Here is a 16107-nt window from a genome sequence, read left to right as displayed (position 1 = left end):
CCCCGGAAGGTCCGAGGTCAGAGGACGCGGGCGCCCGGGACGACGATCGCGTCGAGGGCCGCCAGGTCCTCGGACGTCGGCTCCCAGAGTCCGGCCCGGGCGTTGGCCCGGATCTGCTCGGCGCTGGTGGCCCCCGCGATCACCGATGCCACGGCGGGTTGCGCAGCCAGTCCGGAGATCGCGACGTCCAGCAGGCTCACCCCCCGTTCCTCGGCGAACGCGGTCAGGGCCTCCACCACGTCGAAACGGGAGTCGGTCAACCGGTCCCCGATTCCCATCGCCCGGTAGCGGCTGTTCTCGGGAAGGTCCGCCCCGCGCCGGTACTTTCCGGTGAGCAGACCGCTGGCCAGCGGAAAATAGGGGAGTACGCCGACACCGAAGTGGTCGGCGGCCGGCAGCAGTTCGGCATCGGCACGGCGGTCCAGCAGGCTGTACTCGTTCTGGGCGCTGATGAACCGGGCCAGTCCCCGCGACGTCGCGGTCCAGTCCGCGTCGGCGAGCTGCCAGCCGGAGAGGTTGGAGGAGCCGATGTAGCGGACCTTTCCTTCGCGAACAAGCTCGGTCAGTGCCTCCAAGGTTTCGGCTATAGGAGTGTCCGGGTCGGGGCGGTGGAGTTGGTAGAGGTCGATGTGGTCGGTGCGCAGCCGACGCAGTGAACGCTCCACCGCGCGGCGGATGTAGCGCCGGGATCCTCGTGCGCCCCAGTCCGGCCCGTTGGCCCCCTGAAGGTCGCTGCCGAACTTCGTGGCGAGCACGAACTCGTCGCGACGTCCGGTCAGGGCGTCGCCCAACAGCTCCTCGGAGTCGCCGTAGACGTCGGCGGTGTCGATCAGGGTGACACCGGCCTCTTGGGCGGCGTCGAGTACGATACGGGTGCCTTTGGCGTCGACTCGATCGTGCCAGCCGAAGTTGTTGGCCCCGAGGCCGACGACGGACACGACGAGACCGGAGTCGCCGAGACGGCGATATCTCATGTCTGACATGGTGCGCCCCTGCCCCATAAGGGGAGAGGTTATTCTTCCCCGCCAGTCGGGAACGGTAGGGGTGGTATCCGCGTTATTACTTGACGGGAGCCCCCGATAACGCCTCGCCCTTGGATGGTGCCCATGCCGCTGCTCTTCGTCATCGCACTGATGGCTCTGCCGTTCCTGGAGATCTGGGTGATGATCCTGGTCGGCCAGCAGATCGGTGTGTCCTGGACCATCGCTTTGCTGTGCGCGCTGACCGTCTCCGGTGTCCTGGTGGTCCGCCGCGCCGGACGCAGCGCCTACCGCGACGTGGAGAAGGCCATGCGCACCGGTGTCCAGCCCAAGGACACCCCGCTGGACATGCTGATGCTGTTGGTGGGGGGAATCCTCCTGGTCACGCCGGGCTTCATCACCGCTGTTCTCGGGGCGCTGCTGGTGCTGCCGGTGACCCGTCCGGTGCTGAGGTGGGCTTTCACCGGCTGGGCGGCCCGCCGGTTGGAGCGTATGCGCGTGCGCATGGAAGCCGATCTTGCCACCCTCGGCGACGCCGCCCCCGGCAATGCGCCCGGCTCCGGCGGCCCCAAACGGACCCCGGGCGGCGGCCAGGTCATCCAGGGCCACATCGTCACCGACGACGAGCAGGGCCGCTCCTGATCTTCGGAGGGTGCGCCGTCGTCAGTCGGCCAGATGTCGCGCCGGCGTACGACCGCCGGCGCGGGGGCGCCGGCCGTCGCTGACGCGACCGGTCCGCACCCCCGCTGCCTTGTCCCGCGCGGTGGCCACCGCACGGGGGCGGGCCTGAAGGGCCCGCTGACCTACTCGTCCCGCACACTGAAAGGGTTGGCGACACCGGAGTCCTTCTTGTCCGACTGGTCGGCCTTGGGAGCGGTGTTGCGGTTGCGGTAGGCGTTGGCGATCTCCAGGGCGATACGGCCGCGGTCGTTGACCTTGAGGCCCTGGGCTTTGGCCCACTCGCGAATGGCCGCGGTGTCTTCGCGCGAGGCCGCCGAGCGGGTCGTGGTGTTCTTGGCGGCTTTTGCGGTTCCTTGTTTGCGCCCTGCCTTCACGAACGCCTCCAGAGCACTTCTCAAGTCCTCGGCGTGGTCGGCCGAAAGATCGATCTCGTAGTATCGACCGTCCAATCCGAAGGAGATGGTTTCATCTGCCTTTCCTCCGTCGAGGTCGTCGATCAGTTTCGTGATAACTCGTTGTGCCATGAAGTCCTCCTAATTGGTGGCGTGTGGCTCGGTTATATCATTTAGCGGCGTTGTATGCGCCCTTGATCGTGTTTGCTGGCCCCCGGGCGTCGCGCGGAGTTGCGGTATTGGCTGTTGGCGTTGCGCTAATTCCCTGCTCCTGGTGCCGGTTCGGTGCGGTGTGTGCAGTGTGTGCGGTATGTGGTCCCTCGTGGCCGCCGCGTCAAATCGATGAAATCGGCGGATCCTCATTTCGTCCTACGGGTACCGGTACCCCCTCTGGTCGGTGAAAAGCCTTCTCCCGGTCAAGAAGAGGGCTGGACGCGGCCGCCGGGATGTTCGACGGATCTGCACGAACTGCCGGCGTGGTCGCGAAATTCCCATTAACCAAAAGTGGGGTCAACTGCCTGGTCAGTGGTGCTCTGTCCTTGCTCTCGGTCATTCATGCCGAGAAAAGAAGGTACTGGTCGGACAGTTGGCCCGTGGCTTCCGGTCCCGCCCGGTGAATTGGACGGACCAGGCCCATGCCGGTGCAGATCAGGGAGTCGGCTTTTGGTAATCCTGTGCCTGTCAAGGGGAGGGGGCTGTGTTTCGATTCTTCTCTGCGCGCCTAACGGTCGGGGGCGTTGCAGAACGGATTGTCCGGACCGTCATTGGTCGGTCACGATGGCGATATTTCTGGGAAGATCCTGTGTGTCGCCGGGGTGGTGGGCCGTGAGTCGGGCGGTTGTCTCCGTCGTCGCTGAAATCGCACCGGTTTTTGTCTGCCCCACGGAGAGATGCCGCGCTCCTTCCGTCGTATCGTTTGCCAATCGGGGCGCGACCGTGAGGCGAAGCGCTCGGTTTACCCGGGTACGGCAAAGTCCGCCCGTGCAGCCTTCGCGGCGGGAGCGACGCCGTGGAAGCGAGAAGTGATTCTTCGCACGGCGCGACGGCCGTCGCCCCCGGGCCCGAAGCGGTTCATGGTGGACCACCACGTGCATCGGTCGGCCATCGAGCCCACCGGTCGACGGTGGCCACCACGGTGCAGACCGGTTGGTGCGCCGCGCGGCTCAGCGCACGGAATACGTGGTGAAGCGTCGCTCGGCCCGGTTGACGATTCCGGTGACCGAGGTGATCACCGCCCACAGGTAGTCCTCGTCGGGCCCCCAGTCCGGCACCGGCTGCCCGACCTCGACATCCAACGGCCGGCCCAGATCTTTGATCGGAGCCCCGTCCTGAAACATCGTGTGGCGCACGGCCTCGGCGTCGTCGTAGAGCCAGAAGCCGTAGATGCCGGAAACGCTGGAGAAGACGGCGGCCAGAACCGAGGTGCCGGGCACCGCGCATGCCGGCGGGATGCCCGGGGACGCCTGTCCCACCGCTTCCAGCACGTGGATCTGGTTCGGGTCCCACAACACGGTCCAGCGGCCGTCGCGTCCCAGGTACACCTCGTCGAAGGAGGAACCCGAGATCGCCTCGTCCTCCCCCACCTGCGCCCCTGCGACCGCAGTCGCTGCGTCGACGATGGTCAGCACGTCCTCGAACGAACGGTCGCGCACGAACAGCACCGCGGTATTCCATCCCATACGGGGCAGTTTCCTGGTGGGCGACCACTGGCGTCAACGGTTCGCCGTCGCAGGGGAGGGCGACCGGTCGCTCGTCGTCCGGCCGGTCGTGCGATCGTCGCCCCGACGCGCACACGTGGCCCGAGGGCGCACGTGGACCCGCGCTTCGGCGGGGATCCATCGGGACGATGCACGGTGCCGTGCCGGCGGTAGGCGGTGGCAGGCGGTCGCCGTGGGGAAAAGGGGGCTCTCCGGTGTCCGACGATCGGGGCGCAGAAAGCAGCCGTGCCTACGGCTTGACGGGTCGTCCGCGTTCCCACAGTTCCTCGCAGTGCTCCGCGAAGCGGTCGAACATGCCGTCCTTGCGGAGGCGGCGCAGGTGCATCATCGGGGAGTCGTGGCCGACGGTACTGGCAAGGTGCGGGGTGACCAGTGCTTCGTCGTCGAAACGGAACACGCTCAAGCCGATGTGGTTCGGTCCGTCCTCCGGCGCGGAGAACCGGGATTCCAGCCCGGGGACGTCCGCCAGCTTCGCCAGTTCGTCGAGGGTGATCCTGATGCGGGTGGCGACCGACAACGGCACCTTCTCGACCGACTCACGGTTGCCCACGATGGGGGTGCCGGGATCGCCCACCAGGAACCGTACCCGGCATCCCGCCTCGGTCTTGCGGCGCAGCGTCTGCGGAAACGCCGGCTGCTGCGACCACACGAAGTAGTTCGTGAACCCGCCGAGGAAGATGTCGGCACGTGCCCCGTCGACCAGTTCCGCCCACGTCGACGTGGGGCATGCGGACCGGTACGGGAACGTCTCCACCACCTCACGATCGCTACGGGACTTCACCAGCGTTTTCACACGCGGCCACACCACTTCCTCAGCCACCCCCAACGCATCGCACACCGCCCAGCGGTGCTGCGGATGCGGCAAACGCGACGAGTCCGCCAGCCACCGCTGAACGGTCTTGTGACTCACGCCGACCAACCGGGCCAAATCTCGCTCACTCATCCTTGCAGCCCGTAACCGACCCCGTAGGTCTTTGTGGGACATGACCGCCCCCCTTTCTCCCACCTCGGACGATACGAGAAAACGTCCTGAACGTCCCGGAGTTGGGTCACCAGCGTCCCGAGTGCGGGGAAGGGACACCGCATGATGACAACGGAGGTACCCCCAATAGCCGGACCGCCGACCCCCGACCCCGTCGAAACCGCTTTCGCCAACCTCTTCAGGGCCCTGCGTGCCAAGGGTGTAACCGTCAGGGCCGACACCGGCCGATCACGACTCAGCTGTACGGCGGGAACGTCCGTGCTCACCGTGGTACTGCGCGGACGCTGGTGGTTGATCGTCTGGCCTGACGGGGAGCCCGACCCGATCCTGCCCGTCGGGCAGGAATGGCGGATGGCCGAACGGGTGCGTGCCGTCCTGAGGATCGGATGGGTGCGACGCGGACCCGGCCTGCCCCGTCTCGACGTCGGCAACGAGGACGGTTACTGACGTCAGGGCGGGTCGGCGCCGAGACGGGGCCGCGCCCTTTTTCCACTGGAACGGGACCCCGTTCGGGGCACCGGGAGAGCGCCACCGGGCACAGGCCGCTCTCCCGGTGCCCCGGACACACCCCCGGTTGAGCGGATCCGCCGTGCGGTTCCTCCCGCCGGATGCCGTCCCACCGCAGTTCGCCCACGTCCATTGGTTGGTTCCACGCAACGAACACGCGACAATTGAGCCGTGATCAACGAATCCGGCTGGAACTTCCTGATGGACATGGATGGCGTGCTCGTGCGGGAGGAGCACCTCATTCCCGGGGCCGACACCCTGATCGGCGAACTGCGCGACAACCAGATCCCGTTCATGGTGTTGACCAACAACTCCATCTACACGCCGCGCGACCTGCGTGCCCGACTGCTGCGCACCGGCCTGGACATCCCCGAGGAGTCCATCTGGACCTCGGCGCTGGCCACGGCCGGCTTCCTGGAGCAGCAGCGGCCCGGAGGGTCGGCTTACGTCGTGGGCGAGTCGGGGTTGACCACGGCCCTGCACGACATCGGCTACGTCCTGACCGACCGCGATCCCGACTATGTGGTGCTGGGGGAGACCCGCACCTACAGCTTCGAGGCGATCACCAGGGCCATCAGGCTCGTGGAGAACGGCGCCCGGTTCATCGCCACCAATCCCGACGAGAAGGGGCCCAGCCGCGAGGGCTCTCTCCCGGCAACCGGCGCGGTCGCCGCCCTCATCGAGAGGGCCACCGGGCACGCCCCCTACTACGTGGGCAAACCCAACCCGCTGATGATGCGCTCCGCGCTGCGCGTGCTGGGGGCCCACTCCGAGCAGACGCTGATGATCGGGGACCGCATGGACACCGACGTGCGCGCCGGACTGGAGTCGGGTCTGCGCACGATCCTGGTCCTCAGCGGGATCTCCGACGAGGCCACGGCCGACCGGTTCCCCTACCGGCCCACCACCATCGTCGACTCGATCGCCGACCTGGTCGGGCACACCACCGACCCGTTCGACGGGAAGTCGTCGTCCCACTGACCGCTCTTCTCGGTGCAGCGGGGACGAGGAAGGGCCGGGTGGTGCACCCCAGGTCATCTGGGACGCACCACCCGGCCCTTTGAAAGACTGCCGGCAGGTCAGGCGCTTTGGCGCTGCCTGGCCAGGGCGTGCAGGTGCTCCTGCTCCTCCTTGCGTCGGTTGCGAAGCAGTTCCAGCCGCTCGGCAAGGACCTCCTCCAGGTCCTCCATGCTCCTGCGCTCCAGCAGCATGTCCCAGTGGGTGCGGGTCGGCTTGGTCTTCTTCGCCTGCGGCTGCTCGCCGTCGACCATGAGTGCGTTATCGCCGCAGAAACGGCATTCCCAGTTCGCGGGGATCTCGGCCTCGGTCGCGAAAGTGACGGAGAAGCGATGGCCCCGGGGGCAGTCGTAGGTGACCTCCTGGCGTGGGGCCAGGTCGGTATTGCGGTCGTTCTCGTAGCTCGTTGCCCCGAGTCGGGTTCCGCGAAGTGCTCGCTCGGCCATCGTGTACATGCCTCCAGGCGCTCTTGCGGTCTCGTGGGTGTAACGCGTCGATCCGTGTGAGGATTCCCCACACGACTGCGCCCCAACCGTGCGACAATGCGCGACCGCTTGCGGGGAGGGCTCCGCCGGGGGTCGCGATCCTCGAATTGTGGCCCATCCCACCCTGTTTTCGGTGGATCGTATCGTCGCAGCTCATCCCCTTTCTTTGTGCAGACTTTGCCGGGATCGCCGCAGCTCGCCCGACAGCGCCGAAAACACGACTCTCGGCGACCGAATCATGACGGAAACAAACGGGGCCTAAGCTTCGCCGCACCCCCGCCATAGGAGCCCGTCGTGAACAACGGTCAGTCCCGTCCCACGCCCGGTAGCCCTTCCCCGCGCTGCCCGGTGCACGACCAGGCAGTGCCCCTCTACAAAGACCTCCAGCACTCCGACCATGCCTCCCTCTGGGAGGAACTGCGGACCCGGTTCGGCGCGGTCGCCCCGGTCGAGATCACTCCGGGAGTCCCCGGCTGGCTGCTGCTGGGTTACCACGAGAACCTCAACGTGCTGCGCGATCCCGCGCGCTTTTCCACCGACCCCCGTCACTGGCGTCAGGCCCGGGAGGGCGGCCTGGGAAACGTCCCCGGCCCGCGCACCGGATCGCTGGCCGGTGACGGAGCCGGCCACCGACGCCTGCGCGCCCCCATCGTCGAGGGGCTGGCCGCGGTCACGGGCCCCGCGCTGGGCGCCGCCATCGAACGCCTGGCCCACGCACTCATCGACGGGTTCGCGGGCGAAGGGAACGCCGATCTGATCGCCGACTACGCGGCCCCGCTGCCCGTACTCGTCCTCAACCGCCTTTTCGGCCTCTCCGACGAGCACGGCCGCCTGCTCGCCGACCTGACCGCCAACCGCCGGGACGGCGACGCGGCCGTCGCAGAACGGGCGGCCGACGACATCCGCGACTACTTCACCGCGCTGGTGCGCCGGCGCCGGGACAAACCGGGTGGAGACTTCGTCTCCACGCTCCTTGCCCATCCCGCCGCGCTCAGCGACACCGAAGCGGTGGACGAGTTGCTGCTGATGGTCGGAGCCGGTCACGAACCCACCACCCACCTCATCGGCAACGCCCTGCACCGCCTCCTGGGCGACTCCGAGATCGCGGTCGCCTACCGCGGGGCGGCATTGCCGGCGGCCGACTTCATCGACTACGTCATGTGGGTCGATCCGCCGCTCCAGACCCTCGCGGGCCGTTACCCCACCCTCGACGTGCGCATCGGCGACGCCGAGATCAAGGAGGGGGACGCACTGCTGTTGGGGTTCGCACCCGCGCACGCCGACCCCGCGACCCGTCCGCCCGGACGCGAGGACGGTATCGACGCCCTCGCCGGCAACCGCGCCCACCTGATGTGGGGGGCGGGCCCGCACGGCTGTCCCGCCCAGAGCCTGGCCCGCGAGATCACCATCACCGCCATCGACGTGCTCATCTCCCGACTCGGCGACCTGACGCTCACCGGCGCACCGGAGACGCTGCGCCGGCGCGGATCGCTGTCGGTACACGGACTCGTCGAGCTGCCGGTGGCCTTCGCCCCGGAACGCAGGCCCGCGGCCACCCGACCGGCCCCGGTTCCTGCGCGCAAGGGAATCCGTCGAATGTTTCCCCCGGCGCGGACCCCTCGCGCCCAGGGCGCTCGTTACGGGGCCCCCGACCGGGATAGGGCACAGCCCCAGCAGGCAGGCCCCGCCGCTTCCCCCCGCGCGCCCGCCCCGGTGCGGGTGCGGGCCACGGGGGCCCGTTACCAGGCTCCGGCAGCCCGCCCCCCGGAGCCGGAGGCCGATCCGCTGGAGCTCCTGCTCGCCCGCTGGCGTCGCGACCACGCCGACTGAGCCGCCCGTACGGGCAGCCGCTACTTTGTCTCGCGGTACACCTTGTGGTTGGAGGCCTGGGCCCGGGGCCGTACCACCAGCAGGTCGATGTTGACGTGCGGTGGGCGGGTCACGGTCCAGGCCACGGTGTCGGCCACGTCCTCGGCGGTCAGTGGTTGGGGCACGCCCGCGTAGACCGAGGCGGCCCGGTCGGCGTCACCGTGGAAGCGGTTCAACGCGAACTCCTCGGTGCGGACCATGCCCGGCGCGATCTCGATCACCCGGATCGGTTCGCCGCACAGCTCCAGACGCAGCGTCTCGGCGATCACGTGCGCCCCGTGCTTGGCCGCCACGTAACCGCCGCCGTTCTCGTAGGGCGTCAGCGCGGCGGTCGACGACATCACCAGCACCGTTCCGTCGCCGCTCGCGCGCAGCTTCGGCAGCAGCGCCTGGGTCACACGCAGGACCCCCACGACGTTCACGTCGTACATCGCCTGCCATTCGGCGGGGTCGCCGTTTTCCACGGTGTCCGTGCCGATTGCCCCGCCGGCGTTGTTGATCAGGACGTCCACCCGCTCCAGGCCGGCGGCGAAGTCGCGCACCGAGGCGGCATCGGTCACGTCCAGGGAGTGTGCCCGTGCGGCAAGACCGGCCCCCCGCAGCTCTTCGGCCAGGGCACCGATACGCTCGACACGTCGGGCAGCCAGGATCACCAGGTAACCGGCCTCGGCCAAGCGGCGGGCACTGGCTGCGCCGATCCCGCTGCTGGCTCCGGTGATCACGGCGATCCTCTGCTCGGTTGCGGCCTCAGACATGGTTTGCAGCCTCCGTCAGGGGCGAGTGGGCCCCTCGTCGATCGAGGTGGCCCGGATCCGGGCCCACTACGGTTTACCACTCCGGCCAACCGGCTCGATCGTCGGACCTCACGCCACTTTGTCCATTTCAAGCGGCATTGGATATATTTCTTGGTGTGCGGGGCAGGCAGGGGCGCGCCCGGGAACGGGCGACCGCGTCCCGCGCACGGCGGTGGAGGCCGCCGACGCCCGCTGAGACCCACCCCGCCCCTGACCAGCCTCCGGCCGTCCCCTTTTCGCGCACACTCTTCCCGACCCCTGGGAGACCGCACACATGCCCACGACCCACCGCGCGTCCCGCGCCCTGCTGCCCGGGGCGCTCGCCCTCCTCATGCTGGGTGTGGCAGCCTGTAGCTCCGATCCTCAACCGGCCGATCCCACAGCCGGGGAACAGGCCCCCGAGCCGGGACCCACCGCGGAAATCCTGATCACCCCCGTCGACGGCACCGACGAGGTCCGCCCGGACCTTCCCGTAACCGTCGAGGCCGACGGCGGTACGCTCACCGACGTGCAGGTGCGCACCGAGGGGGTGGAAAACACCGGCGCCGACGAGATGACCGGCACTTTCAACGAGGACGAGACCGGGTGGACCAGCGACTGGACGCTGACCCCGGGCGCGAAGGTCACGGTCACCGCGACGGCAGAGACCCCCGACGGCGAGACCGTCGAGGCCACCAGCGACTTCGAGACCCTCCCCGCCACCGACGGCAGACGCCTGGAGCTGCAGTCCAACTTCCCCACGAGTGGTGACACCGTCGGGGTGGGGATGCCGGTGGTGGTCAACTTCGACCTGCCGGTGAGCAACAAGGCCCAGGTCGAGGCGGCCATGGAGGTCGTCTCCGACGAGCCGACCGAGGGCGCCTGGAACTGGTTCGGCGACCAGATGGTGGTGTTCCGTACCAAGGAGTACTGGACCCCCGGCCAAGAGGTCACCGTCAACATGCACCTGGCCGGCGTCAACGCCGCAGAGGGCGTGTACGGCGTGAAGAACCACCAGCTCAACTTCGAGGTCGGCCGCTCCCAGATCACCACCGTCGACGACTCCTCCCACCGCATGGTGATCGAGCGCGACGGCGAGCAGATCAAGGACTTCCCGATCAGCAACGGCGAGGCGACGACCCGGGCCTACACCACCACCTCCGGCACCCACCTGACGATGGAGAAGTACCAGCACCTCGTCATGGACTCCGCCACCGTGGGCATCCCCGAGGGCCACCCCGACTACTACAAGCTCGACGTGAACTACGCGGTGCGGTTCTCCAACAGCGGCGAGTTCACCCATGCCGCCCCGTGGAACTCCTCGCTGGGCCAGGCCAACCTGAGCCACGGCTGCACCAACATGAGCACCGGGGACGCCAAGTGGTTCTACGAGAACTCGCTCATGGGCGACCCCTACATCGTCGAGGGCACCGACCGCGAACTTGAGGTCGACAACGGTTGGGGCTACTGGCAGCGCTCCTGGGAGGAGTGGCTGGACAACAGCGAGACCGGCGAGGCCGACAAGACCGATGAGGCCGGCTCCCCCGGAAGCCCGCACAGCGAGTCGTAACCCCCGCTTCCGGCAACGGCCCGGCCCCGCTCCTGGCGCGGGCCGGGCCGTTGGTGTTTCCCGCCCCGGTTGCGGTCTCAGCCGATCGTCTCGGTGGATGCTCCCAGGTGCAGACCTATTTCGTTTCGGGCGCACAATGGGCGAGGAAGGCCGGCCAGACCGGTCCGGTGCGGGCACGGACCCACCCCAGGAGGAGGCCGGCCGCGGCGCCCGGGAAACCGTGCGCATGATCGGGAAGCGAGCATCGGGTGCCCGCGCACCGGCCGACGATCCGGCCGCTTCCGGCCCACCGCACCGCCACGTGCGGTACCGCTGCCGGTGGCGCTATCGTCGGTGACCTGATGAGTGCCTCCATCGTTGTCAAAGACCTCGCCGCCGCCCACGCCGACCGCACCCTGTTCTCCGGACTCGACCTGGTGGTCGCGCCCGGCGACGTGATCGGCCTGGTCGGTGTGAACGGCGCCGGCAAGTCCACCCTGCTGCGCCTGCTCGCCGGTCTGGCCACCCCCGCGGAGGGGACGGTGCGCACCAGCCCCGCCTCGGCGGTGGTGGGCCACCTGCCGCAGGAACCCGAGCGCCGCCCCGACGAGACGGTCGCGGACTTCCTGGCCCGGCGTACCGGGGTCACCGCCGCGCAGCGCGAACTCGACGCCGCGACAGAAGCCCTGGTCGAGGCGGCGCCGGGCAGTGACGACCGTTACTCCCTGGCGCTGGAGCGCTGGCTCGCACTGGGCGGAGCAGACCTGGAGGAACGCGCCGACGAGGTGGCGGCCGACCTCGGTCTGACCGTCGGGCTCACCCGGCCCATGACCGCGCTGTCGGGCGGCCAGGCGGCCCGCGCAGGGCTCGCCTCGCTTCTCCTGAGCCGCTACGACGTCTTCCTCCTGGACGAACCCACCAACGACCTCGATCTGGACGGCCTGGACCGTTTGGAGCGCTTCGTCACCGGATTGCGCGCGGCCACCGTCGTGGTCAGCCATGATCGCGAGTTCTTGGCCCGGACGGTCAATCGTGTCGTCGAACTCGACCTTCCCCAGCAGCAGGTGCGTGCCTACGGTGGCGGGTACACCGCCTACCTCGCCGAGCGCGAGACCGCCCGCCGCCATGCGCGCGCCGAGTACGAGGAGTACGCCGACACCCGCGCCGGCCTCCAGGCCCGCGCCCGCACCCAGCAGTCCTGGATGGACAAGGGCGTCAAGAACGCCCGCCGCAAGGCCACCGACAACGACAAGATCGGCCGCAAGTTCCGATCCGAGGCCAGTGAGAAGCAGGCCGCCAAGGTGCGTCAGACCGAGCGGATGATCGAGCGCCTCGACGTGGTGGAGGAGCCCCGCAAGGAGTGGGAGCTGCGCATGGAGATCGCCCCCGCGCCCCGCTCGGGTGCCGTGGTGGCCACGCTCAACGCCGCGGTGGTGCGGCGCGGCGGCTTCACCCTCGGACCGGTCGACCTGCACGTCGGGTGGGCCGAACGCGTGGTCGTCACCGGCGCCAACGGGGAGGGGAAATCCACCCTGCTGGCCGCGTTGCTGGGTCGGGTCGAACTCGAATCCGGACTCGCCTCCCTGGGGCCGGGAGTCGTAGTCGGTGAGATCGACCAGGCCAGAGGGCTCTTCTTCGGCGACGAGCCGCTGCTGGACGCCTTCGGTGCGGCCGTGCCCGACCTCTCCCCGGCCGACGTGCGCACCCTGCTCTCCAAGTTCGCTCTCAAGGCCGCGCACGTGTTGCGCCCTGCCGCCACCCTCTCGCCGGGGGAGCGCACCCGTGCGGCGCTGGCCCTGCTCCAGGGGCGCGGAGTGAACCTCCTGGTGCTGGACGAACCCACCAACCACCTCGACCTGGAGGCCATCGAGCAGTTGGAGTCCGCACTGGATTCCTACCCCGGCACCCTGCTGCTGGTCACGCACGACCGCCGGATGCTGGGCACCGTGCACACCACCCGCCGCCTGCACGTCCACGCCGGGCAGGTCGAGGAGCTGGCCCCCACCTCGGTGGACCGTTAGCGCCGTGGCCGGATGCCTGCGCCGGGACGTGTCCGCCGGCGCCGGCGGACACGCGCCCGCGAGGGACCGCCACCCCTGTCGGCCGCGTCCGCCCGTGGTGGAGTAGGTTGGTTGACGTGCCAGAGTCGAACAGAGTGTGCCGCCCGTAGCGGCGGCGTGCTCCCAGTACCACGCTTCGCCGCATCAGCGCCCATCGGCCGGTGCGCCCACCAGTGCTGCCCGGCTCCACGCTTGATCCACGGAGCTCTCTGTGCACCCCTTTCCCGCCCGTGGCCGGCCCCTGTCCGGCCACGGTTCTCCCGCGTCTGCCCGAAACCGGTCTGACGTCCGCCTCTCCGGTCCGGCGAGGTGCGCGCCGTGACCAGGAACGTGCTCGTCCTCACCGCCGTCCTGCTGTCCTCGCTGACGGTCCCGCTCACGATCACCGGCGCCGCGGTGGCCCTTCCCGGCGTGCAGAGCGACCTGGCGGCGGACCTGGCAGCGGCCCAGTGGGTCGTCAACGGCTACAACGCCTGCTTCGCCGGGTTCCTCGCCTTCGGCGGTTCGCTCGCCGACCTCGTGGGGCGGCGGCGCATGTTCGCCGGCGGGGTCGCCCTGTTCTGCGCCGGCAGCCTCATGTGCGTGCTGGCCGGTGACATCGTGCTCGTGAACCTCGCGCGGGCGTGCGCCGGGGTCGGCGCAGCCGCGGCCACGGCCACCGGAGCGTCGATCCTGGCCGCCACCTTCGACGGGCCTGCGCGGACCCGTGCCTTCGGGGCCCTGGGCATCGTGCTCGGCGTCGGACTGGCGTTCGGGCCCGCGCTCTCGGGCCTGCTGGTGGGCGTCCTGGACTGGCGGGCCGTCTTCGCGGTGCCCGCGGTCCTGTCCGGGGCGGTCCTGCTGCTCTGCCCCTTCTTGCCCCGCCTGCCCGGAACCGGGGAGAAACGCGTCGACTGGGCGGGAGGCGCCCTGTTCACCGCGGCGCTCGTCCTGGTGATCGTCGTCCTCGTCGAGGCACCCGTGCTCGGGTTCACCAGCCCCGTGGTCGCCGGCGGGCTGCTGACGGCGGTGGGCCTGGGAGCCGGATTCGTTGCCGTGCAGCGGCGCGCCGCCGATCCCATGGTCGACCTCGCGCTGCTGGCCAACCGGACGTTCCTGGCGTTCTCCCTGGCGGCGGGAGCCCTGATGGCCCTGCTCGTTCCCCTGCTCGTCTACCTGCCCTCCTATCTCATCGCCGTCGTCGGCCTGAGCCCTGGTCGGGCCGGTGCCTGGCTGCTGATGCTCACCGTTCCCTCGATCGTCCTGCCCGTGGCCGGCGCCGCGGTCGCCAGGCGTTCCCCCGCCCTGCTGGTCTGCGGGTCGGTCGCGCTCAGCGGTGCGGGCGCTGTCCTGCTGGTCACGGTCGGTCCGGACAGCACTCCCTGGGGCCTGGCCGCTCCGCTCCTGCTCATCGGGGCCGGAGCGGGACTGACCACCGGGGTCGTCGACGGTCTGGCGGTCTCCAGTGTCCGCGCGGAGCAGGCGGGGACCGCGGCCGGACTGTTCAACACCGCCCGCCTCACCATGGAGACCGTCGTCCTGGCGGTGGTCGGCACGGTGCTGGCCGTCATCAGCGGCGGCCGACTGGCGGGGCCGGGCTTCACCACGGCACTGCACACCGTCGGTGTCGCCCTCGGCCTCCTCGCCGTCGCGGCATTCGTCGGTTCCGCGCTGCTCCTGCGCGAACACCGCCGGGGCGGCTGAGTTCCCGGCATCGTGTCGCCCGGGGACGCCCGGCCGCACCTCTGCTCCGCAACGGTGGCGGATCAGGGATGATCATCGGATGACCATGTCCGCAGCGGTACCGCGGCGCCCCACCTCCGACGGGGCGCCGCGGTGACCGACACCGGGCGGCGTGGGCCGGCCTCCTTCGCGTTGGACCTGCGGCCCCTTCGCCACCGACCGTTTCGCCGCCTCTGGGGCTCCACCGTGGTCACGGCCGTGGGGGGCCAGGTGTCGGCCGTCGCCGTCCCCGTTCAGGTCTATGCCATGACCGGCTCCTCCACGATGGTCGGTTTGGCCTCGCTGGCCGGGCTCGTGCCCATGGCGGTCGCCGCCCTGTGGGGCGGCAGCATCGCCGACGTCGTGGACCGCCGCACCATGATGCTGGTCACCAACACCGGTCTGGCCCTGACCGTCCTGGCCCTGTGGGTCCACGCGGCCACCGGGAACGGGTCCGTGGCGCTGCTGATGTTCCTGGTGGCGGTCCAGCAGGCCTGTTACGGCGCCAACGGTCCGGCGCGGGGGGCGGCGGTGGCCCGGCTGGTCCCCGACGACCTGCTGGCCCCCGCGGTCGCGTTGAACACGACCGTCATGCAGGTGGGGATGGTCGCCGGACCGTTGGCCGCAGGGGCGCTCATCCCCCTGGTGGGGATTCCCGCCCTCTACCTGGTCGACTTCGTTGCACTGGCCTTGGCGGTGCTGGCGGTGGCCGGCCTTCCCCGGCTGCGGCCCCTGGTCCGGCCGACGATGCGGCCCGGGGCGGCCAGCATCGGCGCCGGCCTCAAATACATCGTGGCCAACACGGTGCTCGTCGCGTCGTTCCTGCTGGACATCGTCGCCATGACGTTCGGGATGCCGCGCGCGATCTTCCCGGAACTGGCCACGGGGTTCGAGGGGGTCGGCTCAGGTATGGCATTGGGCCTGCTCTTCGCGGCGATCCCGGCCGGCGCGGTCCTCGGTGGCCTGCTGTCCGGGCGGCTCGTGCTCGTGCGCCGGCACGGCCGCATGCTGATCGGGGCGGTTGTGGCGTGGGGCGTCCTCATCGCGCTCGCCGGAGCGTCCCACGTCCTGTGGATCACCCTGCTGTGCCTGGCCCTGGCCGGGGTGGCGGACCTGGTCAGCGCGGTCTTTCGCGGGACCATCCTCCAGGAGGCCGCCACCGACGAGATGCGTGGACGCATCCAGGGCGTGAAACTGGTCGTGGTCGCCGGCGGGCCGCGGGTGGCCGACGCCCTGCACGGCTTCGCCGCCGACCTGATCGGCCCCCGTGCGGCCATGGCCCTGGGCGGGGTCCTGGCCGTGGCGGTCCTGGCAGTGCTGCCCCGGTTCCTGCGGGCGTTGTGGTCCTACACGCCCGCCCGGTGAGTGGGGCGCGCGCCCGGCCACCACCGCC

14 protein-coding genes are annotated in these 16107 nt (G+C 69.9%); 8 read left to right on the top strand and 6 right to left on the bottom strand.

Annotated elements, in window-relative coordinates; translation table 11 throughout:
* Positions 1-17: 17 nt before the first annotated feature.
* The gene (locus tag QSJ59_RS15590) at positions 18-974 is read right to left on the bottom strand and encodes an aldo/keto reductase (RefSeq protein WP_285760289.1); all 957 of its coding nucleotides are present in this window, start codon (positions 972-974) and stop codon (positions 18-20) included.
* Between the two features lie 132 nt (positions 975-1106).
* On the opposite strand from QSJ59_RS15590, the gene QSJ59_RS15585 reads away from it, so the two are divergent.
* Positions 1107-1622 (top strand): FxsA family protein, encoded by a 516-nt coding sequence (locus tag QSJ59_RS15585; RefSeq protein WP_285760288.1) that lies wholly within the window; start codon positions 1107-1109, stop codon positions 1620-1622.
* A gap of 161 nt (positions 1623-1783) precedes the next feature.
* Here the strand turns inward: QSJ59_RS15585 and QSJ59_RS15580 are convergent, their stop codons facing one another.
* The 3 genes from QSJ59_RS15580 to QSJ59_RS15570 all read right to left on the bottom strand — a co-directional run bounded on the left by QSJ59_RS15580 (position 1784) and on the right by QSJ59_RS15570 (position 4714).
* Positions 1784-2185, bottom strand: coding sequence for a histone-like nucleoid-structuring protein Lsr2 (locus QSJ59_RS15580; protein WP_432707490.1), 402 nt, complete (start codon positions 2183-2185; stop codon positions 1784-1786).
* Between the two features lie 1031 nt (positions 2186-3216).
* The gene (locus tag QSJ59_RS15575) at positions 3217-3732 is read right to left on the bottom strand and encodes a hypothetical protein (protein ID WP_285760287.1); all 516 of its coding nucleotides are present in this window, start codon (positions 3730-3732) and stop codon (positions 3217-3219) included.
* Positions 3733-4000: 268 nt separating this feature from the next.
* Positions 4001-4714: a hypothetical protein gene (locus QSJ59_RS15570; RefSeq protein WP_285760286.1), complete on the bottom strand. Its 714-nt coding sequence runs from the start codon at positions 4712-4714 to the stop codon at positions 4001-4003.
* A 141-nt stretch (positions 4715-4855) separates the two neighbouring features.
* On the opposite strand from QSJ59_RS15570, the gene QSJ59_RS15565 reads away from it, so the two are divergent.
* Together QSJ59_RS15565 and QSJ59_RS15560 are read left to right on the top strand one after the other, a co-directional pair.
* Positions 4856-5200, top strand: coding sequence for a hypothetical protein (locus tag QSJ59_RS15565; RefSeq protein ID WP_285760285.1), 345 nt, complete (start codon positions 4856-4858; stop codon positions 5198-5200).
* A 261-nt stretch (positions 5201-5461) separates the two neighbouring features.
* The gene (locus QSJ59_RS15560; RefSeq protein ID WP_285760581.1) at positions 5462-6241 is read left to right on the top strand and encodes an HAD-IIA family hydrolase; all 780 of its coding nucleotides are present in this window, start codon (positions 5462-5464) and stop codon (positions 6239-6241) included.
* A gap of 98 nt (positions 6242-6339) precedes the next feature.
* Here QSJ59_RS15560 and QSJ59_RS15555 read toward each other — a convergent pair whose 3' ends face one another.
* Entirely contained in the window at positions 6340-6723 is a 384-nt protein-coding gene (locus QSJ59_RS15555; protein ID WP_285760284.1) for an RNA polymerase-binding protein RbpA, read from the bottom strand.
* Positions 6724-7056: 333 nt separating this feature from the next.
* On the opposite strand from QSJ59_RS15555, the gene QSJ59_RS15550 reads away from it, so the two are divergent.
* Positions 7057-8592: a cytochrome P450 family protein gene (locus QSJ59_RS15550; protein ID WP_285760283.1), complete on the top strand. Its 1536-nt coding sequence runs from the start codon at positions 7057-7059 to the stop codon at positions 8590-8592.
* A gap of 20 nt (positions 8593-8612) precedes the next feature.
* On the opposite strand, the gene QSJ59_RS15545 is transcribed toward QSJ59_RS15550, so the two are convergent.
* Complete coding sequence (locus tag QSJ59_RS15545; RefSeq protein WP_285760282.1) at positions 8613-9386, bottom strand: SDR family oxidoreductase; 774 nt, start codon at positions 9384-9386, stop codon at positions 8613-8615.
* A gap of 313 nt (positions 9387-9699) precedes the next feature.
* Between QSJ59_RS15545 and QSJ59_RS15540 the strand changes: the two genes are divergently transcribed.
* The 4 genes from QSJ59_RS15540 to QSJ59_RS15525 all read left to right on the top strand — a co-directional run bounded on the left by QSJ59_RS15540 (position 9700) and on the right by QSJ59_RS15525 (position 16079).
* Complete coding sequence (locus QSJ59_RS15540; protein WP_285760281.1) at positions 9700-10974, top strand: L,D-transpeptidase; 1275 nt, start codon at positions 9700-9702, stop codon at positions 10972-10974.
* Positions 10975-11315: 341 nt separating this feature from the next.
* The gene (locus QSJ59_RS15535) at positions 11316-12974 is read left to right on the top strand and encodes an ABC-F family ATP-binding cassette domain-containing protein (protein WP_285760280.1); all 1659 of its coding nucleotides are present in this window, start codon (positions 11316-11318) and stop codon (positions 12972-12974) included.
* 357 nt (positions 12975-13331) lie between these two features.
* A complete protein-coding gene (locus QSJ59_RS15530; RefSeq protein ID WP_285760279.1) occupies positions 13332-14696 on the top strand; it encodes an MFS transporter in 1365 nt (454 codons plus the stop codon).
* 132 nt (positions 14697-14828) lie between these two features.
* Positions 14829-16079 (top strand): MFS transporter, encoded by a 1251-nt coding sequence (locus QSJ59_RS15525; RefSeq protein ID WP_285760278.1) that lies wholly within the window; start codon positions 14829-14831, stop codon positions 16077-16079.
* Positions 16080-16107 lie beyond the last annotated feature (28 nt).

The sequence above is a fragment of the Nocardiopsis ansamitocini genome, assembly GCF_030268225.1.
GTDB classification, from domain to species: domain Bacteria; phylum Actinomycetota; class Actinomycetes; order Streptosporangiales; family Streptosporangiaceae; genus Nocardiopsis_D; species Nocardiopsis_D ansamitocini.
The sequence above is the reverse complement of the archived record's forward strand: the minus strand, read 5'-3'. Positions and strand labels throughout refer to the sequence as shown.